This is a genomic window from Pseudonocardia sp. TMWB2A (assembly GCF_017312135.1).
On record NZ_QKQY01000002.1, the window covers coordinates 3964369 to 3985156 of the forward strand.

19 protein-coding genes are annotated in these 20788 nt (G+C 74.5%); 7 read left to right on the forward strand and 12 right to left on the reverse strand.

Going from position 1 to position 20788, the window contains the following annotated elements; translation table 11 throughout:
- Positions 1–67 precede the first annotated feature (67 nt).
- The 6 genes from fabG to DMP17_RS33150 are packed head-to-tail and all read right to left on the reverse strand — an operon-like array spanning position 68 to position 4886.
- A complete protein-coding gene (gene fabG, locus DMP17_RS33125; protein WP_208820828.1) occupies positions 68–778 on the reverse strand; it encodes a 3-oxoacyl-ACP reductase FabG in 711 nt (236 codons plus the stop codon).
- Between the two features lie 52 nt (positions 779–830).
- Positions 831–1820 (reverse strand): VWA domain-containing protein, encoded by a 990-nt coding sequence (locus DMP17_RS33130; RefSeq protein ID WP_226357255.1) that lies wholly within the window; start codon positions 1818–1820, stop codon positions 831–833.
- Positions 1817–2731: a DUF58 domain-containing protein gene (locus DMP17_RS33135; protein ID WP_226357256.1), complete on the reverse strand. Its 915-nt coding sequence runs from the start codon at positions 2729–2731 to the stop codon at positions 1817–1819. Before DMP17_RS33135 ends, DMP17_RS33130 begins: the two co-directional genes overlap by 4 nt.
- Positions 2728–3804 carry an AAA family ATPase gene (locus DMP17_RS33140; RefSeq protein WP_226357257.1) on the reverse strand — a complete coding sequence of 359 codons (1077 nt, stop codon included), beginning with the start codon at positions 3802–3804 and terminating at the stop codon, positions 2728–2730. Before DMP17_RS33140 ends, DMP17_RS33135 begins: the two co-directional genes overlap by 4 nt.
- Entirely contained in the window at positions 3801–4094 is a 294-nt protein-coding gene (locus DMP17_RS33145; protein WP_226357258.1) for a hypothetical protein, read from the reverse strand. Before DMP17_RS33145 ends, DMP17_RS33140 begins: the two co-directional genes overlap by 4 nt.
- Before the next feature lie 39 nt (positions 4095–4133).
- Positions 4134–4886, reverse strand: a complete 753-nt coding sequence (locus DMP17_RS33150) for a sulfite exporter TauE/SafE family protein (RefSeq protein WP_208820818.1) — start codon at positions 4884–4886, stop codon at positions 4134–4136.
- Between the two features lie 95 nt (positions 4887–4981).
- Here DMP17_RS33150 and DMP17_RS33155 point away from each other — a divergent pair, with 95 nt between their 5' ends.
- The gene (locus DMP17_RS33155; RefSeq protein ID WP_337831601.1) at positions 4982–5653 is read left to right on the forward strand and encodes a TetR/AcrR family transcriptional regulator; all 672 of its coding nucleotides are present in this window, start codon (positions 4982–4984) and stop codon (positions 5651–5653) included.
- On the opposite strand, the gene DMP17_RS33160 is transcribed toward DMP17_RS33155, so the two are convergent.
- Entirely contained in the window at positions 5654–7264 is a 1611-nt protein-coding gene (locus DMP17_RS33160) for an ABC-F family ATP-binding cassette domain-containing protein (RefSeq protein ID WP_337831602.1), read from the reverse strand.
- Positions 7265–7507: 243 nt separating this feature from the next.
- On the opposite strand from DMP17_RS33160, the gene DMP17_RS33165 reads away from it, so the two are divergent.
- Entirely contained in the window at positions 7508–7906 is a 399-nt protein-coding gene (locus DMP17_RS33165) for a VOC family protein (protein WP_226357261.1), read from the forward strand.
- A 7-nt stretch (positions 7907–7913) separates the two neighbouring features.
- Here DMP17_RS33165 and DMP17_RS33170 read toward each other — a convergent pair whose 3' ends face one another.
- On the reverse strand, positions 7914–9497 hold the full coding sequence (locus DMP17_RS33170; protein ID WP_337831603.1) for an HNH endonuclease signature motif containing protein: 1584 nt from the start codon (positions 9495–9497) through the stop codon (positions 7914–7916).
- A 323-nt stretch (positions 9498–9820) separates the two neighbouring features.
- Here DMP17_RS33170 and DMP17_RS33175 point away from each other — a divergent pair, with 323 nt between their 5' ends.
- Entirely contained in the window at positions 9821–10354 is a 534-nt protein-coding gene (locus DMP17_RS33175) for a hypothetical protein (RefSeq protein WP_337831604.1), read from the forward strand.
- Between the two features lies 1 nt (position 10355).
- Here DMP17_RS33175 and DMP17_RS33180 read toward each other — a convergent pair whose 3' ends face one another.
- A complete protein-coding gene (locus tag DMP17_RS33180; RefSeq protein WP_226357264.1) occupies positions 10356–10751 on the reverse strand; it encodes a VOC family protein in 396 nt (131 codons plus the stop codon).
- Complete coding sequence (locus tag DMP17_RS33185) at positions 10748–11644, reverse strand: EamA family transporter (protein WP_337831605.1); 897 nt, start codon at positions 11642–11644, stop codon at positions 10748–10750. The genes DMP17_RS33180 and DMP17_RS33185 overlap by 4 nt, the downstream gene beginning before the upstream one ends.
- Positions 11645–11716: 72 nt before the next feature.
- Here DMP17_RS33185 and DMP17_RS33190 point away from each other — a divergent pair, with 72 nt between their 5' ends.
- Positions 11717–12625, forward strand: coding sequence for a LysR family transcriptional regulator (locus DMP17_RS33190; protein ID WP_226357266.1), 909 nt, complete (start codon positions 11717–11719; stop codon positions 12623–12625).
- Here the strand turns inward: DMP17_RS33190 and DMP17_RS33195 are convergent.
- On the reverse strand, positions 12609–13976 hold the full coding sequence (locus DMP17_RS33195) for a C40 family peptidase (protein WP_226357267.1): 1368 nt from the start codon (positions 13974–13976) through the stop codon (positions 12609–12611). The two genes, DMP17_RS33190 and DMP17_RS33195, sit on opposite strands and share 17 nt — an antisense overlap.
- 329 nt (positions 13977–14305) lie before the next feature.
- On the opposite strand from DMP17_RS33195, the gene DMP17_RS33200 reads away from it, so the two are divergent.
- The gene (locus DMP17_RS33200) at positions 14306–17113 is read left to right on the forward strand and encodes an aconitate hydratase (protein WP_226365056.1); all 2808 of its coding nucleotides are present in this window, start codon (positions 14306–14308) and stop codon (positions 17111–17113) included.
- A gap of 78 nt (positions 17114–17191) precedes the next feature.
- Here the strand turns inward: DMP17_RS33200 and DMP17_RS33205 are convergent, their stop codons facing one another.
- The gene (locus DMP17_RS33205) at positions 17192–17941 is read right to left on the reverse strand and encodes an IclR family transcriptional regulator (RefSeq protein ID WP_337831606.1); all 750 of its coding nucleotides are present in this window, start codon (positions 17939–17941) and stop codon (positions 17192–17194) included.
- A gap of 119 nt (positions 17942–18060) precedes the next feature.
- Here DMP17_RS33205 and DMP17_RS33210 point away from each other — a divergent pair, with 119 nt between their 5' ends.
- Together DMP17_RS33210 and DMP17_RS33215 are read left to right on the forward strand one after the other, a co-directional pair.
- A complete protein-coding gene (locus DMP17_RS33210; RefSeq protein ID WP_226357270.1) occupies positions 18061–19341 on the forward strand; it encodes an SLC13 family permease in 1281 nt (426 codons plus the stop codon).
- A gap of 25 nt (positions 19342–19366) precedes the next feature.
- On the forward strand, positions 19367–20758 hold the full coding sequence (locus DMP17_RS33215) for an acyl-CoA synthetase (RefSeq protein WP_337831607.1): 1392 nt from the start codon (positions 19367–19369) through the stop codon (positions 20756–20758).
- Positions 20759–20788 lie beyond the last annotated feature (30 nt).

Genomic DNA, 20788 nt, shown 5'->3' on the forward strand with positions numbered 1-20788 from the left:
TCCTTTCGAGAGTTCTGCGTGGCCGGGCCGGTGGCCACGGTGTCGATGTCCGCTCCGCGGACGTCGCTCAGTGACCCATGCCCAGGCCGCCGTCGACCGGGACGACCGCCCCGGTGACGTAGCCGGCGCCCGGCGAGGCGAGGAAGGCGACGACCGAGGCGATCTCGCCGGTGTCGGCGTAGCGGGAGAGCGGGATGGTCCCGAGGATCTCCTCGCGCCGCTTCTCGGGCAGCGCGCGGGTCATGTCGGTGTCGACGAACCCGGGGGCGACGACGTTCGCGGTGATGCCGCGGCTGCCCAGCTCGCGGGCGACCGAGCGGGCCAGGCCGACGAGCCCGGACTTCGAGGCGGCGTAGTTGACCTGCCCGGCCGAGCCGGAGAGGCCCACGACCGACGAGACGAAGATCATCCGGCCCTTCTTGGCCTTCAGCATCCCGCGCGAGGCCCGCTTCGCGACCCGGTAGGCCGCGGTGAGGTTGGCGTCGACGACCTTGGTGAAGGACTCCTCGGCCATCCGCATGAGCAGGCCGTCGTCGGTGATGCCGGCGTTGGACACCAGCACCTCGACCGGGCCGTGCGCGGCCTCGACCTCGGTGAACGCTGCGTCGACGGACTCGGCGTCGGTGACGTCGCAGTGCACCGGCAACAGCCCGTCGGGGATGTCGTCCTTCCCGGAGCGGTACGTCACCGCCACCTGGTCGCCCTCGGCCGCGAACGCCTGTGCGATCGCCAGGCCGATGCCGCGGTTTCCTCCGGTCACGAGCACGCTACGTCCCACGGGGGGTGAACCTAACGCACTACCGGCCGGTACCCGCGAGCGGAGATCACCCTCACGGCAGTCGCCTGCCGAGCAGGATGCCCGCGCCGAGCCCGCCGATCAGGAGCACGAACCCGCCGATCATCCAGGGCCTGCTCGCGTCGACCTCGCGTTCCTCGTAGCCGAGCTCCTCGGACAGGTCGGAGTAGACCGCGCGCAGCTCGGACTCGGTGGCGGCGGTGAAGAACCGGCCGCCCGACAGCTGCGCGATGCGCTCCATCGAGGCGTCGTCGACGGCGACGGGGGTGCGCCCGCCGTCGAGCTCGATCGTGCCGTAGCTGGTGCCGAAGGAGATCGTGGACACCGGGATGCCGCGGTTCTTCGCCTCGGCGGCCGCGGTGAACGAGCCGCGCGGTTCCGTCTCCCCGTCCGGCCCCGGCACGGTCTGGGTGCCGTCGGAGAGCAGCACGATCCGCGCCGGTGGCGGCACACCCGCCGCGTCCGGGCCGCCCTGCAGCGAGCGCGAGAAGGTGTCGATCGACTGCATCGCCGTGAAGATCGCCTCGCCGGTCGCGGTGGACTCGGCGAGCTGCAGGTTGTCGACGCCGTTCTTGACCGCGCTGCGGTCGGTCGTGGGCGAGACGAGCACCGCCGCCGTCCCGGCGAAGGACACCAGCCCCAGGTTGACGCCCGGGGTCAGCTGGTCGGCGAACTGCTTGGCCGCGGCCTGCGCGGCGGCCAGCCGGGTCGGGGCGACGTCGGTGGCCTTCATCGACAGCGACACGTCGATCACCAGCATCACCGTGGCCCGGTTGCGCGGCACCTTCGCCATCGCCTGCGGCCCGGCGAGCGCCACGGTGAGCACCGCCAGCGCCGCGATCAGCGCGATCGCCGGGAGGTGCCGCCACCGGCCCGGCCGCTTGGGGGCGACCGACTCCAGCAGCTCCAGGTTGGTGAACCGCACGACGTCGCGACGGCGCCGCCGCAGCAGCCACACGTAGGCCACCGCGAGCGCGGCGACGACGAGCAGCCCGAGCAGCCACCAGGGGGCGGTGAACGTCACGCGAGCCTCCGCGGAGCGGCGGCGTGCTTGCGGGCGACGGCGAACCGCACGATGTCGGCCACCCAGTCGGTGTCGGTGCGCAGGGTCAGGTGCCCGGCCCCGCAGCGGCGCAGCGCGGTGGCCACCCGGTCGCGGTGCTCGGAGGCGGCGGCGGCGAACTCGCGGCGCAGCAGCGGCGTGGTGTCGACCTCGCGCTGGCGCCCGGTCTCGGGGTCGGCGAGCACGACGGTCCCGACGTCGGGCAGCTCCAGCTCCCGCGGGTCGACGACCTCGATCGCGAGCAGCTCGTGGCGGGCCGAGAGCGCCCGCAGCGACCGCTCCCAGGTGGGCTCGCCGAGGAAGTCCGACACCACGACGACCAGCCCGCGCCGGCGCGGCGGGCGGCGCAGCTCGTCGAGCGCACCGGACAGGTCGCCGCGGGTGCCCTCGGGCGCCGGCGGCATCGTCGCGACCCGGCGGACCAGGCCGCGGGCGTGCGCCAGTCCGCCGCGGGCGGGCAGCCGCAGCGTCGACTCCCCGTTCGCGACGACGGCGCCGAGACGGTTCCCGCCGCCGGTCGTCAGCTGGGCGACCGCGGTGAGCCCGGCCAGCGCCAGGTGCCGCTTGTCGGTGCGGGCGGTGCCGTAGTCGATGCTGCGCGACAGGTCCACCACCGCCCAGGTCTCCAGCTCGCGGTCGGCGACGGTCTCGCGCACGTGCGGCGCGGTGGTGCGGGCGGTGACCGACCAGTCCATCCGGCGGACGTCGTCGCCGGGCTGGTAGGGCCGCGCGTCACCGGGCTCGGTGCCGGGCCCGGGCAGCAGGCCGATGTGGTTGCCCTGGAGCAGCCCGTCCAGCCGGCGCCGGACGGTGAGCTCCAGGGTCCGCAGGGATGCCTCGAGCCGGACGAGGTCGGCGGACCCCGCCGTCACGCCGGGCCCTGGCCGGCACCCGGTGCGGGCGGCCACGCCGTCGACGCTCCCTCGGGACCTCCCCCGGGACGGGCGCTGACCTGCGGCAACGGCACGGTCTGCAGGACCCGGGTGACGATGTGGTCGACCGGCACCTGGTCGGCGATCGCGTCGTAGGACAGCACCAGGCGGTGGCGCAGCACGTCCGGGGCGACCTCGAGCACGTCCTGCGGGAGCACGTAGTCCCGGCCGCGGACCAGGGCCAGCGCGCGGGCGGCGGACACGATGCCCAGCGACGCGCGCGGCGAGGCGCCGTAGGCGATCCAGGACGCGACGTCGGACAGGCCGTGCTCGGACGGCAGCCGGGTCGCGACGACCAGCCGCACGACGTAGTCGACCAGGGCGTGGTGCACGAACACGTCCGCCGCGGTGCGCTGCAGCCGGACCAGCTCCTCGGGGGTGAGGATCTGGGAGGGCACCGGCGGGGTGGACCCCATCCGGTAGATGATCTCCCGTTCCTCCTCGACGCCCGGGTACTCGATGATCAGCTTGAACAGGAAGCGGTCGCGCTGCGCCTCGGGCAGCGGGTAGACGCCCTCGTTCTCGATCGGGTTCTGGGTGGCGAGCACGAGGAACGGGTCGGGCATCGGGTGGTCGCGACCGGCGAGGGAGAGCTTGCGCTCGGCCATCACCTCGAGCATCGCCGACTGCACCTTGGCCGGGGCGCGGTTGATCTCGTCGGCGAGCACGAAGTTCGCGACGACCGGACCGAGCTCGACGTCGAACTCCTCGCGGCCCTGCCGGTAGATGCGGGTGCCGAGGATGTCGGCGGGCACCAGGTCGGGGGTGAACTGCAGGCGGGAGAAGCTGCCGCCCACGACCGTCGCGAAGGTCTCCACGGCGAGGGTCTTCGCGACGCCGGGGACGCCCTCCAGCAGCAGGTGCCCCTTCGCGAGGAGCCCCACCAGCATCCGCTCGACGAGGCGGTCCTGGCCGACGATCACCCGCTTCACCTCGAGCACCGCACGCTCGAGCCGCTCGGCGTCGCGGGCGGGGGTGATCGGGTCCGGACCGGTCGAGGCAGTCGTGCTCACGGTCCCATCCCACCGTGTCGGCCGTGTGGATCCGGTGAGGCGTGCGGCTCCGGGCCGCCGGGCCCACCCGCGGCGGGGTCCTGCGCGGCGAACCGGATCGTCATCGCCAGGTAGTCGCGCAGCGACACGGTCCGCGGCGCCGCCCGGTGCCGGGTCCAGACCGTGTTCGCCCGGGCCGGGGTCAGGTCGTGGGCGTGCGCGACCACGGCCCGCGCCTCGGCCGGACCGATCTCACGACCGGCCAGCGCGGCGAGGGCCACGGCCAGCTCGGCGGCGCGGTCGTCGTCCACGACCCCAGGAGAGCAGACACCCCCGACAGTTCCGGGCGCTCACTCCACCAGCAGGAACACGATCGCCGCGACCCCGATCACGACGATCACGGTCCGCAGCACCGCGGGCGGCAGCCTGCGGCCGACCTTCGCCCCGAGCAGCCCGCCGACGATCGAGCTGACCGCGATGATCCCGACGACCGTCCAGTCGACCGGTGCGACGACGGCGTAGATCGCCCCGGCGACGATGTTCACGACCGAGGCGAGGGTGTTCTTGAAGGCGTTGAGCCGCTGGAGCGGGTCCGCGACGAGCAGCCCCATCACCCCGACCAGCATGATCCCCTGGGCGGCGGTGAAGTAGCCGCCGTAGACGCCCACCAGGAACACCAGCACGTAGAGCACCGGCGAGCCGGTCCGGTCCGGACGCGGGCGGTCGCGCAGCCGGCGGGCCAGCAGGGGCTGCACGGCGACCAGCAGCACCGAGGTGCCGACCAGGACCGGCACGATCGTCTCGAACGCGTCCGGCGGCAGCGACAGCAGCAGCGCCGCACCGACCACGGCCCCCAGGAACGACGCGACGCCGTACTTCGCGAGGCGGCGGCCGTGCCCGGCCCACTCCTTGCGGTAGCCGACGGCGCCGGTGATCGAGCCGGTGATCAGGCCGATGGCGTTCGACGTCGTCGCCGTCACCGGGGGGAAGCCCAGCGCCACGAGTACCGGGAAGGTCACCAGCGTCCCGGACCCGACGACGGTGTTGATCAACCCCGCCCAGAGCCCGGCCAGCGCGATGACCCCGACCTCCCACAACTCCATCGGGACACCCTACGAACCGCAGACCGCCGCTCCTCCCGGCGCGGTACGCGTAGGGCTTACGCAGCGTGCGTAGGGCTGTCTACGAGGTGCGTGGCATGATCGACGCCGTGACCGCCGCCGACGACCCCCGCTGGGCCGCTCCCCCGGCCCCGGTGCGCCGGACGCTGGACCGCGGGTCGATCGTCGCCACGGCGCTGCACCTCGCCGACGCCGACGGGCTGGCCGCGGTGTCGATGCCGCGACTGGCCCGCGAGCTGGGCTCGGCGCCGATGTCGCTGTACCGGCACGTGCCCGGCAAGGACGCGCTGGTCGACCTCGTCCTGGACGTCGCGCTGGGCGAGCCGCCGGACCTGTCGGACTGCGGGCTGCGGCTGGGCTGCGAGATCTGGGCGACCGCCCTGCGCGACGTGCTCGACGAGCACCCGTGGACCGTCGGGCTGCTCGCCGGTCCCCGCGCCACCGGGCCCGCCGAGTGCGCGTGGTCGGAGGCGCTGCTGGCACACGTCGTCGGGGCGGGGCACCCGCTGCACGCGGCCGTCGAGGTGCTGCACCTGCTGCACGGCTACGTCCGGGGCGCGGCGGCCCTGGCCGGGGACCGCCTGCCCACCCTCGACGACGTCCGCCGCTCCGGCCGGGCGGAGGGGCTGCCGGTGCTGTCCCGGCTGCTCGGCGGCGCCGTCGTGCGCGGGCCCGGCGGCGGCGAGCCGCTGTTCGACTCCGGGCTGCGCCGCACCCTCGACGCCGTCGAGGCCGGGCTCCGGCCCTGATCACCCGGCCGGGCCGAGCTCCAGCCGCGGCCAGTCGGCCAGGTCGCGCAGCAGCTGCCGGTCGTGGGTGGCGACGACGACGGCCGCCGGGGTGTCCCGGACCATCCCGGTGAGCTCGTCCACGAGCCGCGCGGACAGGTGGTTGGTCGGCTCGTCGAGCAGCAGCGTCGTCGGGCGCTCCGCCAGCGCGCGGGCCAGGTCGAGCCGGCGTCGCTGGCCCTCCGACAGCCGGCCCACCGGGGTCCGCAGCGCCGCCGCGTCGAGCAGGCCGTGGGCGCCACCACCGGTGTGCTCCAGCACGGCACGCGCGGGCCGCCGCGGGTCGAGCACCGCGGTCTCCTGCCCCAGCCGGACGACCCGGGCGCCGCGCGCGGTGCGCACCGCCCCGGCGTCCGGAGCGAGCACCCCGGCCAGCACGGCCAGCAGCGTCGACTTCCCGGCCCCGTTCGGCCCGGTCACGAGCAGCCGGTCGCCCGCGTCGAGGACCAGGTCGACCGGACCGGCGAGCCGGCCCCGCACGCCGACCCCGTGCGCACGCAGCTGGGGCGCGCCGGGGCGCACGTCGAGGTCGGGCCACCGCGGCGACGACGGCGGCACCGGTACGTCGACCCGGTGCGCATCGAGCTCGGCGCGGCGCCGGTGCAGTGCCTGCACCACCCCCGGGGCCCGGGACTGGCGGGCGTGCTTGCCGGTCCCCTTGTCCGGGCGCCAGCCGGTCGAGAGCCGGTCCCGCGCGGTGGCGACGGCGTCGGCGAGGCGACGGTGCTCGGCCTGCTGTTCGGCGTGCTCGGCCTCCCAGGCGGCGCGGGCCCGGTCCCGCGCGGTCCGCCAGCCGTCGTAGCCGCCCGCGGTGAGCCGGGGCGTGCCGTCGCGGCTCGGGTCGAGGTCGCAGAACTCCTCGGCGACGTCGCGCAGCAGGGCCCGGTCGTGGCTGACCACGGCGAGCCCGCCCGGGTGCGCGCGCAGGGTGCGGGTCAGGAAGTCGAGCCCGGCGGCGTCGAGGTGGTTGGTGGGCTCGTCGAGGAGCAGGACGTCGTGGCGGGCACCGAGCAGGCACGCCAGCCGCACGCGGTGGCGCTGCCCCACCGACAACGTCTCCAGTGGCCGGGTGCGGTCGGTGCAGGCGCCGAGCGCGCCGAGGGCGACGTCGACGCGGCGTTCGGCGTCCCAGGCGTCGAGCCGGGTCGCGGTGTCCAGGGCGGCGGCGAACCGGTCGTCGGCGCCGGGCGCGCCGTCGGTGAGCGCCGCGGTCGCCGCGTCGAGCTCGCGCAGCGCCGTCCGCGGGGCGGCGAGGGACTCCGCGGTCAGGGTGCCGACGGTCTCGCCGTCGCGGGCGGGCACCTCCTGGCGCGCCAGGGCGACGGTGCCGGCGCGGTGCACGACCCCGGCGTCCGGGACGAGCAGGCCCGCGAGGACGTGCAGGAGCGTGGACTTGCCGCGCCCGTTCTCGCCGACGACGGCGAGCCGCGAGCGGGCGGAGACGGTCAGCGTCACGCCGGTGAGGACGCGGTGCGACCCGCGGGTGACGACGACGTCCTCGGCACGCACGTGGGCGGCCGCGCCGGCGTCGAGGGCGGGCAGGGGTGAGGACGGTTCGGGGGTGGTGTGCACGAGAGAGCTCCGCGGCATCCGAGATCGGAGCCGGGCAGCACGGGATGCGCCGCCCAGCGGGGACCGGGACGGCGGACGCGCGTGCGACGTCGCGAGGACGAAGGGAGGGGCGCCGCCGTCAGCGGGCGGAGCGGACCTTCTGCGACCAGATGCCTCGTGCCATGGTTCGAGCCTATCCATCGGCAGGTGTCCGTGTCGCCCGGTTTCGGACACGCCCACCCGCCCCGTCCCGCCGGAGGACCGATGCCCGCCCGTGCCCTGCCGTTCCTGACCTTCCAGCCGCCGCGTGGCCCGAGCGCGAGCGAGGCGATGGAGTTCTGGACCTCCCTGTTCGACGACGGCGAGATCGTCTCGGTCACCCACCGCCCCGACGACCCGACCGCGGTGGCGCTGGCCGAGTTCGTCGTCGCCGGGCAGCGCCTGCGGTGCAGCGACAGCCCGCCGGTGCACCAGTGGGACTTCTCCCCCGCCGTCTCGCTGTGGGTGGACTGCGAGTCCGGCGACGAGCAGAAGCGGCTGCTGGCGGCCCTCGCGACCGGTGGGCGGGAGTTCATGCCGCTCGACGACTACGGCTTCGGTCCCTTCGCCTGGGTCGAGGACCGCTTCGGCGTGTCCTGGCAGCTCGCCGCCCCGGCGGCCTGAGCAGCGCTCAGAAGGGCGCTACGACAGCGTCGGCGTCGTGGTCGGCCGCGTCCGGCAGCGGATCGGTGAAGACCCGGTGGTCGAACTGCCGCGTCGTCGCCCGGCGGCCGCACGGTGCCACCCAGGTCAGGCTGCCGTCGGCCCCGGCGAGCACCTGCCAGCCCGGCGCGTCCTTCAGCGCGTGGTCGGCCCGGCACAGCCAGAACAGGTTCTCCGCGCTGGTCGGCCCGTCCCCGGCCGCCCAGGGGCGGTGGTGGTCGAGGTCGCGGACCCGGCGGCTGCACGCGGGGCCGCGACAGATGCAGTCCCGCGCCCGGACGTGGTCGGCCATCGCGACCGGCGGGCGGTAGCGGGTGCGTCCGACGTCGAGCACCGTGCCCGACAGCGGGTCGGTCACCAGCCGCTGCCACACACCGCCGGCGGCGAGGGCCCGGGCGAGGTCGGCGGGGATCGGGCCGTGCCCGACCAGCTCGGCCGGTGCCGCACCACCCATCAGCGTGCTGAGCGGGACGACGACCTGGATCAGCGGACGGCGCCCCACCGCCTCCTCCGGGTCCGGCTTCGCGGCGAGCACCCGCGCGACCGCTGCGAGCAGGCCGTCCTCGTCGGCGCCCTTCCCGTCCGCGCCGAGCCCGTCCCGCACCGTGCCGACGTCGGTGAGCGTCAGCGTGCCCTGCAGCAGCTGGTGGGCGAGGTCGACGCGCTTCTGGTCCAGGGTGCGGTCGTCGCACGGGTCGTCCAGGGAGCGCGCCAGCCGGTCGACGCACTGCCACGACGCCTCCACCTGCGCGGCGGTGCCACCCAGCCACAGCGAGCCCATGCCGTCGTCACCCGGGGAGATCGACATCCGCCGTTCCGACCGGGCCCGTTCATGGCGCTCGCGGGCACCGTCCGGGTCGACCCGGGCGATGTGGCGGCGCAGCCGGTCCCGCAGCAACCGGCGGTGCGCCTCCGGAGCGCCCGGGAGGACCGCGGCCTGCACCCGGCGGGCGCGCTCGTCGTCCAGGACGAGGGTCGACGACGAGATCGCCTCGGCGGCGCCCTGGTCGATCGCCCCCGACTCCCACGCGGCCAGGGTCTCCGGCAGCACCTGGGCGAACCGCTGCGCCTGCCCGATCAGCGACCGTGCGTGGTCGCGCGGGACCCGCAGCACGATCGCCACCTGGTCCGGCAACCACCGCGAGACGGGCTGAACCGCACGCGGGTCCGCGCCCGGCGGCGCGGCGCCGCTCCCGGCCGGGTGGCGCTCCGCGATCTGCGCGACCGACCGCATCCGCAGAGCGGTCGAGCGCCGCACCCAGTGCTCGGCGCCCTCCAGGACGTCGAGCACCTGCAGGTCGGTGAGCCGGTCGGTCGGGACTCCGGCGACCAGGCACCGCAGCGCCTCCCAGGCGACGTCGTCGATCCCGCCGGAGCGGTCGGACGGGGGCTCGGGACCGCACATCTCGCCGCACAGGTCGATCGCGAGACCGTGCGGGCACCGGGTCGCCTCCTCCACCGCCTCGCGGCGGCGCCGGTGTTCGAGCCAGGCCGGGTCGTCGGCGGGATCGGTGTGGCTCACCACGTCCAGCACGTCCACCTGATCGATCATACGTTCGATTATAGGTCTCCTGGCTGGGCGTCTCCAGGTCGTTCGGCGCTCGCATCCGGCCGTCCGCCGCAGCCCGGCAGCGGACGATCCCCGCGCACCAGCTCGCGCCGCCATCTCCTCGGCCTCATCACGCCTGGGCCTCGCGCCCCCGCGGCCACTCCCCGAGCCCCCGACCGACGCGCCCGCCGGAGCACGGCGGTCGTGCCTCGACGGCCGGGCCGTCCCACCACGACTCGAGCTCCGCTCCGAAGACGGCGTCCCGGACCCGGCCACTCGGCTGGACGGCGGAGGCGCGCGACCCCCGCACGCGCGAGGATGACCCCGTGCCCCGTCTCGCCGTCCCGTTGCTCGTCGCCCTGGCGCTCCTCGCCCCGACGAGCCCGGCCGGCGCGACGGATGCGGCCGGGGAGACCGCGAGACCGTCGGCCCGCATGTCGTGCGTCCCCGGCCCCCTCCGCTCCGAGCACGCGTTCACCGGCACCGTCGCCTCGACCTCCGCCGACGGCCGCGTCGCGCAGGTCCGCACCGACGACGGCCGCGACGTCCAGGTCGTCGGCTCCTCGAACCCACAGCCGAACACCGCGACCACGGTCGACCGGTCGTACGCCACCGGGACCCGCTACGAGTTCCACCCGTTGAACCCGGCGAGCCCGTACGAGGACAACATCTGCACCGCCACCCACGAGGTCGCGGCCGTACCCGCGGCACCGCCCGAGCCCCCGGCGACCACGGTGTCGACGGGCGCGTTCGTGACCGCCCTCGTCGCGTTCGGGGTCGTCGCCCTGGTCGGGACCGCGGCGGCGTTCCTCGTCCCGAGCCGCCGTCGCCGCAACCGCCGGCGGCGCCGGCGCGCCTGACTCACGGCCCGGACAGCAGGTCCCACCGGTTCCCGGCGACGTCGCGGAACACCGCGACCGTGCCGTAGGCCGCCACCCGCGGCGGTCCCTCGAACTCCACCCCGAGTGCCACGAGCCGCTCGTACTCCGCGGCGGCGTCGTCGACCTCCAGGAAGTGCCCCACCCGCCCGGCGAACTGGTCACCGACGGCGGCCCGCTGCCGGTCGCCGTCGGCGCGGGCCAGGAGCAGGCCGGTGTCGGCGCCGGGCGGACGCACGACGACCCAGCGCTTCGCCGCCCCGGTCGTCGAGGTCGTCGCGGGCGAGTCCTCGACCAGCTCGAAGCCGAGCACGTCGACGAAGAAGGTGATCGCGGCGTCGTAGTCGTCGACCACGAGGGTCGTGTAGCGCAGCCTCATACCGTCACCTCTACCCGACGCCGGGCCGGCGCGGACGCCACCAGCACCCCGCCGACCACCACCGCCCCGGCCACCAGCTCGGTCACCGACGGCCGCTCCCCGAGCAGCACCATCGCCAGGCTCATCCCGACCACCGGCACGAGCAGCGAGTGCGGCGCGACGAGCCCCGCCGGGTAGCGGCGCATCAGCCCGGTCCAGATCCCCGCGGCGAGCACCGTCGCGACCAGCGACAGGTACACGAGCGCGACCAGCCCGGCGACGCCATCGGGGGTCACCATCGCGACGACGTCGCCCCAGGCGCCCGGACCCTCCACCACGGCGGAGGCGGCCAGCATCGGCACCGGCGGCACGACGGTCATCCACAGCGTCAGGTGCAGCGGGTTGACCGCCTCGCCGTCGCGCTGGGCCAGGCGGCTGCACAGGTTCCCGGCCGCCCAGCCGAGCGCGCCGAGCAGGGTCAGCACGACCGGCAGCAGCGCCGCGGACTGGGCGCGGGCGAGGGCGATGCACCCCAGCCCGACGACGGCGACGCCGATCCCCGCCCACTGCCGTGGCGTCACCCTCTCGCGCAGCAGCAGCGCGCCCAGCACGAGCGTGAACGGCCCCGACGCCTGCAGCACCAGCGACGCGAGCCCGGTCGGCATCCCGGCGTACATCCCCAGGAACAGGAAGAGGAACTGCACCGTGCCGAACCCGAGCCCGTAGCCGACGAGCCAGCGCAGCGGCACCCGCGGCCGCGGCACGAGCAGCACCGTCGGGACCGCGAGCACGAGCATCCGCAGCCCGGCCAGGAACAGCGGCTGGAAGTGCTCGAGCCCGACGTGGATGGCGATGAAGTTGGCGCCCCACAACACGGCGACGACGACGGCGAGCAGGCGGTCACGAACGGTCACGGCGTCCACGCTGCCGTCCCGGGACCGTGCAGACCAGCGACTAGAACTGAAACGATGTTGTAGCGTTCCTGCATGGACGTACGGCGGCTCCGGATCCTGCGCGAGCTCGCCGACCGCGGCTCGGTCACCGCCGTCGCCGCGGCGCTGAACTTCACCCCGTCCGCGGTGTCCCAGCAGCTCAAGGCGCTGTCCCGGGAGGCGGGCCTGGAGCTGACCGCGCCGGACGGGCGCGGGCTGCGGCTCACCGCGGCCGGGCGGGCCGTCGTCGACGGGGCGCAGGAGGTGCTCGACGCGCTGGGCCGGCTGGAGGAGACCGCCGCGGGCCTGCGCGAGCAGCCGCTGGGCACGGTGCGGGTGGTGTTCTTCCCGTCGGCGGCCCGGCTGCTGCTGCCCGGGCTGCTGCGCCGGGCGTCGGCCCACCCCGGGCTGGCGCTGTCCTGCCGCGACCTCGACCTGCGCCCGGAGGAGGTACCGGCCGCCGCGGCCGACGCCGACGTCGTCGTCACCCACCACGACGAACGGTTCGATCCGCTGCGCACGGGCCGGCTCACCGTGCACCCGCTCCTGCGCGAGCCCCTCGACGTCGCGCTGCCCCCGGACCACCCGCTGGCCCACCGTGCCGAGGTGCACCTGTCCGACCTCGTCGACGCCGACTGGATCTCGGTCGCCGTCGGGTGGCCGGTCGACGACGTGCTCAACTCGCTCGCGCTGGTCACCGGCACCGTGCCGCGGGTGGTGCAGCGGATCAACGACTTCTCGGTCACCGAGGAGCTCGTCGCACACGGGCACGGCGTCGCGCTGCTCCCCCGCTACTCCACCGACCACCGCGACGGCGCCCGGCTCGCTCTGCGCCCGCTCGCCGGGGTGCGGGCCGCCCGCCTGGTGCGGGCCGTGACCCGCGGTGCGGTGACCCGGCCCGCGGTGCGGCTGGTGCTCGACGAGCTGGCCGGCGAGGCCGCGGCCGTCAGAGCAGCCGGGTGACCTTGTTCAGGCCGTCGTAGCGGACCGGGGTGACCCGCACGCTCGCGCCCGAGTACGGGGCCTCGAGCATCTTCCCGTCGCCGAGGTAGATGGCGATGTGGTGGGTGCGACCGCCCTCGGCCCAGGACAGCATGTCCCCGCGCCGCATGTCCGAGATCGGCACCAGCTGCCCGGCGTTGGCCTGGTTGCCGCTGTAGCGGGGCAGGCTGATGCCGACCCCGGCGAAGGCGAACTGCATCAGCCCGGAGCAGTCGAAGCCGACCTTGCGGAAGTCGCCGTGGGCGTCGGCGACGCCGCCGTCGCGGATCCCCCGGGTCGGTCCGCGCGAGTTGCCGCCGCCCCAGGCGTAGATGGTGCCGAGCTGGGCCATCGCCCGGTCGATCACGGTCTCGATCGCCGCCGACCCGGTGCGCCGCGGCGCGGGGCCGTCCGACGGCGCGGACTCCTGCGCGACCCGCGACGCCGCCTCCTCCCGGGCCCGCCGGTCGGCCTCGGCCTGGAGCCGGGCCTGCTCGGCCCGCCACGCCTCGTAGCGCTGACGCTGGGCGCGCAGCCCGGCGTCGGCGTTCTCGGCGGCGTCGAGCCGCGACTGCACGTCGGTGCGTTCGGTGTGCACCGCGTCGAGCCGGGTCTGCTGGGCGTCGGCGGCCGCGACGGCCTCGTCGACGGCGGAGTCGGCCGCCGCGGACGCCTGCTCGGCGTCGGCGCGGCGCCGGTCGGCCTCCTCCTGCGCCGCGCGGGCGAGGGAGTCGGCGTTGGCCTGGGCGATGCGGGCCTGCTGGAGCTGCTCCAGGACGGCGGCCTGGTCCTCGCTCAGCGCGTCGGTGAGCCGGGCCCGGTCCATCAGGTCCTGCGGGTCGGTCGCCCGCGAGAGCAGGCCGAGCGGGCCCAGGTCGAGACCGTGGGTGTAGACGTCGCCGACGAAGGCGTCGATCCGGGTGCGGGCGTCGTCGACGGCGCGGCCCGCGGCCTCGGTCGCGGCGCGGGCGTCGGCGGCCCGGGCCGCGGCGGTCTCGGCCTCGCGGCCGGCGGCGTCGGCGGTGTCCCGGGCGGCGAGTGCCTCCTCGTTGCGCCCCGCGACCTCCATCTGCAGCTGCTCGGCCTGCGTGTCGAGCTCGGCGAGGCGGGCGGTGAGCCTGCCGACTTCGGCGGCCCGGTCCTGCACCGACTGGCGGCTGCGCTCCAGCTCGTCGTCGCCGGGGTTGGGCGGCGGCGGGGGCGGGGGCTGCGCCGGGAGCACCGCGGCGGCGGGCACGACGGCGGTCGCGGCCGCGCCCACCCCGGGCGAGGCCAGCGCGACCGCGACGAGCGCGGCCACCACGACGAGGGTCGCCGGCGGCTGGCGCGTCACGGGGAGGTCCTTCCGGGGGGCGGGCGGGATCGACGGGGAATCGACTGGGAACAGTGCCACTCGTGTCACCCGAACCCCGTGCGACACACCGGACCCGTCCACCGCACGGGGGACCCCACCCGCCCGACGGCACCGCGACCCCGGCCACACCCGCCTCGCCAGGCTTATAGGACAGGCGTACTATTTGCGGTACGAGGGTCCGCGCTGCTGCCGACACGGCGGTGCGCGAGACTCCGACACCACGCAGGTGAGCACCTCCTCCCCCGCGAGGCGGGGCGGGCTCACCGCACCGGACAAGCGACCGCCCACCACCACGGGAGGACCACCAAGTGGCCAGCACCGACAGCTTCGGCGCCAGAGGACAGCTCGACGTCGGGGGCACCGGTTACGAGATCTTCCGGCTCTCCGCGGTGGAGGGCTCGAAGCGCCTGCCGTTCAGCCTGAAGGTCCTGCTCGAGAACCTGCTCCGCACCGAGGACGGTGCGAACGTCACGGCGGACCACATCAACGCCCTGGCGAACTGGGACCCGCAGGCCGACCCGGACACCGAGATCCAGTTCACCCCCGCCCGGGTGATCATGCAGGACTTCACCGGCGTGCCCTGCGTCGTCGACCTGGCGACCATGCGCGAGGCCGTGACCGAGATGGGCGGCGACCCGTCCAAGGTCAACCCGCTCGCGCCCGCCGAGCTGGTCATCGACCACTCGGTGATGATCGACTTCTTCGGCACCGCCGACGCGTTCGAGAAGAACATCGAGTTCGAGTACGGCCGCAACAAGGAGCGCTACCAGTTCCTGCGCTGGGGCCAGGGTGCCTTCGACGAGTTCAAGGTCGTCCCGCCCGGCACCGGCATCGTGCACCAGGTCAACATCGAGAACCTGGCGCGCGTGGTCATGCCGCGCAACGGCCAGGCCTACCCCGACACCCTGGTCGGCACCGACTCCCACACCACCATGGTCAACGGCCTGGGCGTGCTGGGCTGGGGCGTCGGCGGCATCGAGGCCGAGGCCGCGATGCTCGGCCAGCCGGTCTCGATGCTCATCCCGCAGGTGCTCGGCTTCAAGCTGACCGGGGAGATCCCGACCGGCGTGACCGCCACCGACGTGGTGCTCACGATCACCGAGATGCTGCGTCGCCAGGGCGTCGTCGGCAAGTTCGTCGAGTTCTACGGCGCCGGCGTCGGCGCGGTGCCGCTGGCCAACCGCGCCACCATCGGCAACATGAGCCCGGAGTTCGGCTCGACCGCGGCGATCTTCCCGATCGACGACGAGACCGTCCGCTACCTGAAGCTGACCGGCCGCTCCGCCGAGCAGATCGCGCTGGTCGAGGCCTACGCCAAGGAGCAGGGCCTCTGGCACGACCCGGACCACGAGCCGGTGTACTCCCAGACGATGGAGCTGGACCTGTCGACGGTCGTCCCGTCGATCGCCGGCCCGAAGCGCCCGCAGGACCGCATCGAGCTGACCGACGCCAAGCCGGCGTTCCGCAAGACCGTGCACGACTACACCGACGACGGCGTGGCCCCGAGCCCGCTCGCCGGCGTCGACGAGTCGTCGAACGAGTCCTTCCCGGCCAGCGACGCCCCGGCGCTCTCCTTCGCCGACGACGACGCCGCGCCGGTCATCATGTCGGCCGCGGACGGCTGCGAGGGCCGCCCGTCCAAGCCGGTCACCGTGAAGTCGGACTCGCGCGGTGAGTTCGTGCTCGACCACGGCGCCGTGGTGATCGCCTCGATCACCTCGTGTACCAACACCTCGAACCCGAGCGTCATGCTCGGTGCCGCGCTGCTCGCCAAGAACGCCGTCGACCGGGGCCTGACCACCAAGCCGTGGGTCAAGACCTCGATGGCCCCGGGCAGCCAGGTCGTCACCGACTACTACGAGAAGGCCGGTCTCTGGCCCTACCTCGACAAGCTCGGCTACAACCTGGTCGGCTACGGCTGCACCACCTGCATCGGCAACTCCGGCCCGCTGCCGGAGGAGATCTCGGCCGCGGTCAACGACAACGACCTCACCGTCGTCTCGGTGCTCTCGGGCAACCGGAACTTCGAGGGCCGGATCAACCCCGACGTCAAGATGAACTACCTGGCGTCCCCGCCGCTGGTCATCGCCTACGCGCTGGCCGGGACGATGGACTTCGACTTCGAGAACCAGCCCCTGGGCCAGGACTCGGACGGCGCCGACGTCTTCCTGCGCGACATCTGGCCCTCGACCGAGGACATCAACGCGGTCGTGGACTCCTCGATCACCTCGGAGATGTTCACCAAGAGCTACTCCGACGTGTTCCGCGGCGACGACCGCTGGCGCGCGCTGCCCACCCCGGAGGGCCGGACCTTCGAGTGGGACCAGAAATCCACCTACGTCCGCAAGCCCCCGTACTTCGAGGGCATGAAGGGCGAGCCGGACCCGGTCACCGACATCTCCGGTGCCCGCGTGCTCGCGCTGCTCGGCGACTCGGTCACCACCGACCACATCTCGCCGGCCGGTGCGATCAAGCCGGGCACCCCGGCCGCGGAGTACCTGGACTCCCACGGCGTCGAGAAGAAGGACTACAACTCCTTCGGCTCGCGGCGCGGCAACCACGAGGTGATGATCCGCGGCACGTTCGCGAACATCCGGCTGCGCAACCAGCTCCTCGACGACGTCTCGGGTGGCTACACCCGCGACTTCACCCAGGACGGGGCCCCGCAGTCGTTCATCTACGACGCCGCGCAGAACTACGCCGCGCAGGGCACCCCGCTGGTCGTGCTGGGCGGCAAGGAGTACGGCTCCGGCTCCTCGCGTGACTGGGCGGCCAAGGGCACCGCGCTCCTGGGCGTGCGCGCCGTCATCGTCGAGTCCTTCGAGCGGATCCACCGTTCGAACCTGATCGGCATGGGCGTCGTCCCGCTGCAGTTCCCCGACGGCGAGTCGGCGAAGAGCCTCGGACTCGACGGCACCGAGACCTTCGACATCGCCGGCATCACCGAGCTGAACGACGGGAAGACCCCGAAGTCGGTGCACGTGACCGCCACGAAGTCCTCCGGCGAGACCGTCGAGTTCGACGCGAAGGTGCGCATCGACACCCCCGGTGAGGCGGACTACTACCGCAACGGCGGCATCCTGCAGTACGTCCTGCGGGGCATGCTGAAGAGCTGACGCGCGCAGTACCCACCACCATGCGGAGCCCGTCCCCTCACCGAGGGGGCGGGCTCCGTCATTGCTGCGGGGTCGTTCCTACGGGCGGGCCCCCAGGTCGCGGGAGATGCGCCGGGCGGCGTCGGCGGCAGCGCGGCCGTGGTCGTCGAAGACCTCCTCGGTCATGCGCACCGTGGGGCCGGACACCGACAGCGCCCCGACCGGGCGGCCGTCGGGACCGAGGACGGGGGCGCCGACCGCGGCGATGCCGTCGGAGAGCCCCTCGGGGTTGACCGACCACCCGCGCTCGCGCACCTCGGCGATCCGGGCCCGCAGCCGGTCGGGGTCGACGACGGTGTGCCGGGTGGAGGGGGCCAGCGGGCCGGCGAGGTAGGCGTCGACCTCCGCCGGGGTGCAGGCGGCGAGGTAGGCCTGGCCGGTGGCCGAGGCGTGCAGCGGGATGCGGTGGCCCAGCGGCAGGAACGCGCGCAGCCGGTGCGCGGTGTCGAGCCGTTCGAGCAGGACCAGCTCGCGGCCGTCCGGGGCGGCCAGGTGCACGGTCTCCCCCGTCGCGAGCTGCAGCTCGTGCAGCACCGGGACCGCCACCGCGCGCAGGCCACCGGCGTCGCGGGCCTGGTTGCCGACGGCGAACGCGCGGTAGGTGAGCCGCCAGCGCGCGGTGTCGTCGGCGACGCACCAGCCGACCTCGGCCAGGGTGCGCAGGATCCGCTGCACGGTGGACTTCGGCAGCGCGACGGTGCGGGCGAGGTCGGACAGCCCGACGGGCTGCCGCTCCCCCACCGCCTCCAGCACGCGGACCGCGGAGACGACGCTGTTGGTCGGAGCCATGGCCGGTGTTGACCTCCCCCGTTCGGGCGACCTAGTGTCCGCCACCAAACGGTCCACTGTACGAACCACTGTGCCACCAGGTGGACCGATACGACAAGCGCGTACCAACGGGGGTAGGCATGGCGGTGCAGGTCATCACGCTGGTGGTGTTCGCGGCGGTCTTCGTGATCGCCGAGGTCCGCCGGTCCCACATCGGGATCGTCATGTTCGCGGCCGCCGCCGGCATGGGGCTGCTCGTCGCGGGCCTGCCGCTCGACGACATCGTCGCGGGCTTCCCCGTCGACATCCTGGTCCTGCTGGTCGGGGTGACGTTCTTCTTCGGGATCGCGAAGTCCAACGGCACCATCGGCCGGCTGGTGGACCGGGCGCTGGTCGTCGTCGGCGACCGGACCGCGGCGCTGCCGCTGACGTTCTTCGTGCTCACCGGTGTGGTGTCGGCGATGGGGTCGCCGCTGGGCGGGCTGGTCATGGCGCCGATCGGGATGACGGTGGCGCACCGGCGCGGGATCGACCCGATGCTGATGGCGCTGGCGATCGGGACCGGGCTGTCGGCGGGCGGGTTCGCGCCGACGTCGCTGTTCGGGATCGTCACCTGGGGGACGGCGTCGGCGGCGGGCATCGCGCTCAACCCGCTGACCCTGTTCGCGGTCGCGATCATCGCGAACCTGGTGCTGCTGGGCGCGTCCTACCTGATGTTCTCCGTCCGCAGCCGCGTCCCGGTCACGGCGGGCGGCGGCGGGCCCGAGGTGCCCGGCGACGAGGAGCCCCCGGCCCGCGAGCCGTTCCGCGCGACGCACTGGATCACCGTCGTCGCGATGCTCGGCCTGGTCGCGGCGGTCGTCGTGCTGGCGGTGCTCGGCGCCGAGCCCGACGTCGGGGTGCTCGCCTTCGCCTTCGGCGCGGTGCTCACCCTGATCGACCCGGACAGCGGCCGCGGCGCCCTGAAGGAGATCGACTGGTCCACCGTCCTGCTGGTCGGCGGGATCATCACCTACGTCGGTGTGCTGCAGGAGATCGGCTCGGTCGACCTGCTGGGTGACCTCGCCGCGAGCCTCACCGTCCCGCTGCTCGCCGCCCTGGTGATCTGCGCGGTGTGCGGGCTGGTGTCGGCGTTCGCGTCGACCACCGGCATCCTCGCCGCGCTGGTGCCGCTGGCGATCCCGCTGGTCCAGCAGGGCGGGATCCCGGGCTGGGCGCTGATCTGCGCGCTCGGGGTCTGCTCGTCCATCGTGGACGTGTCACCCTTCTCGACGGTGGGTGCGACGCTGGTCGCCACCACCGTCGACGAGCAGGAACGTCCCCGCATGACCGCGCTGCTGACCCGCTGGGGCCTGTCCATGGTCGTCATCGGCCCGATCGCGCTGGTGGGAGCCCTCGTGCTGCCCGCCATGGCGGTCTGACCCCGTCACCACCAGGAGAACGACGTTGTTCCTCACCTCGCTCACCGGCACCCAGGACCTGGAGCGTGCCGTCACCGTCGGCGACGACGTGCTGTCCCGCGCCGAGCTCCTCGACCGGGCCGGCCGCCTCGCCGCCGGCATCCCCGACCACGGCCCGGTCGCCGTCCACGCGACCGCCTCGATCGACACCGTCGTCGCCATCACCGCCGCCATCCTCGCCGGCGTCCCGGTCGTGCCCGTCCCGCCGGACTCCGGGCCCGCCGAGCGCGGCCACGTGCTCTCCGACTCGGGTGCGACGGCCTGGGCCGGGGAGCTGCCCGAAGGGGTCGACCTGCCGGTCGTCGTACCGGGCTCGCAGCCGATCGGCCCGCGCCCGGTCGACCCCGCGGCCACCGCGATGCTGCTCTACACCTCCGGCACCACCGGACGCCCCAAGGGCGCCCAGCTCTCCGGCGCCGCGATCGCCGCCGGCCTCGACGCCCTCTACGAGGTCTGGGACTGGACCCCCGACGACACCGTCGCCCACGGCCTGCCCCTGTTCCACGTCCACGGCCTGATCCTCGGTGTGCTGGGATCGCTGCGCCGCGGGTCGCGGGTCGTGCACACCGTGAAGCCGCAGCCCGCCCGCTACGCCGCGGTCGGGGCGTCGATGTACTTCGGGGTGCCGACGGTGTGGAACCGGATCGTCGACGAGCCCGACGCCGCCCGCGCCCTGTACCGGGCCCGGCTGCTGGTGTCGGGCAGCGCGCCCCTGCCCGCATCGCTGTTCGACCGGATCGCCGCGCTCACCGGGCAGGCACCCGTCGAGCGCTACGGCATGACCGAGACCATGATCACCCTGTCCGCACACGCCTCCGGGGAGCGCCGCGCCGGCTGGGTCGGCCTGCCCCTCCCGGGCGCCGAGACCCGGCTGCTCCCCGCCACCGACGACGCGACCGACGCCGACACCGTCCCCGACGACGGCGAGACCGTCGGCCGCCTGCAGGTCCGCGGCCCGATGCTGTTCGACGGCTACCTGAACCGCCCGGACGCGAACGACGAGTGCTGGGCCGGCGAGGGCTGGTTCCGCACCGGCGACCTCGCCGTCCGCGACCCGGGCGGGTTCCACCGCATCGTCGGCCGAGAGTCCACCGACCTCATCAAATCCGGCGGCTACCGCATCGGATCCGGCGAGATCGAGGCCGTCCTGCTCGACCACCCCGCCGTGTCCGAGGTCGCCGTCGTCGGCGCCCCCGACCCCGACCTCGGCCAGAGGATCGTCGCCTACGTCGTCGGCGACATCCGCGACGGACAGGCCCTCATCGACCACGTCGCCGGGCAGCTGTCCTGGCACAAGCGGCCGCGCGAGGTCGTGTTCCTGGACGCCCTGCCCCGCAACCCGATGGGCAAGGTCCAGAAGAAGCTGCTCGGAACCTGAGCGGACCGGGCCGATCGGTCCTAGGTTCGG

Excerpts from the sequence above, each read along its gene's own strand:
- DMP17_RS33150 (WP_208820818.1), bottom strand. The coding sequence starts at position 4,886 with ATGGAGTTGTGGGAGGTCGGGGTCATCGCGCTGGCCGGGCTCTGGGCG.
- DMP17_RS33155 (WP_337831601.1), top strand. The coding sequence starts at position 4,982 with ATGATCGACGCCGTGACCGCCGCCGACGACCCCCGCTGGGCCGCTCCC.
- DMP17_RS33165 (WP_226357261.1), top strand. The coding sequence starts at position 7,508 with ATGCCCGCCCGTGCCCTGCCGTTCCTGACCTTCCAGCCGCCGCGTGGC.
- DMP17_RS33170 (WP_337831603.1), bottom strand. The coding sequence starts at position 9,497 with ATGATCGATCAGGTGGACGTGCTGGACGTGGTGAGCCACACCGATCCC.
- DMP17_RS33180 (WP_226357264.1), bottom strand. The coding sequence starts at position 10,751 with ATGAGGCTGCGCTACACGACCCTCGTGGTCGACGACTACGACGCCGCG.
- DMP17_RS33190 (WP_226357266.1), top strand. The coding sequence starts at position 11,717 with ATGGACGTACGGCGGCTCCGGATCCTGCGCGAGCTCGCCGACCGCGGC.
- DMP17_RS33205 (WP_337831606.1), bottom strand. The coding sequence starts at position 17,941 with ATGGCTCCGACCAACAGCGTCGTCTCCGCGGTCCGCGTGCTGGAGGCG.
- DMP17_RS33210 (WP_226357270.1), top strand. The coding sequence starts at position 18,061 with ATGGCGGTGCAGGTCATCACGCTGGTGGTGTTCGCGGCGGTCTTCGTG.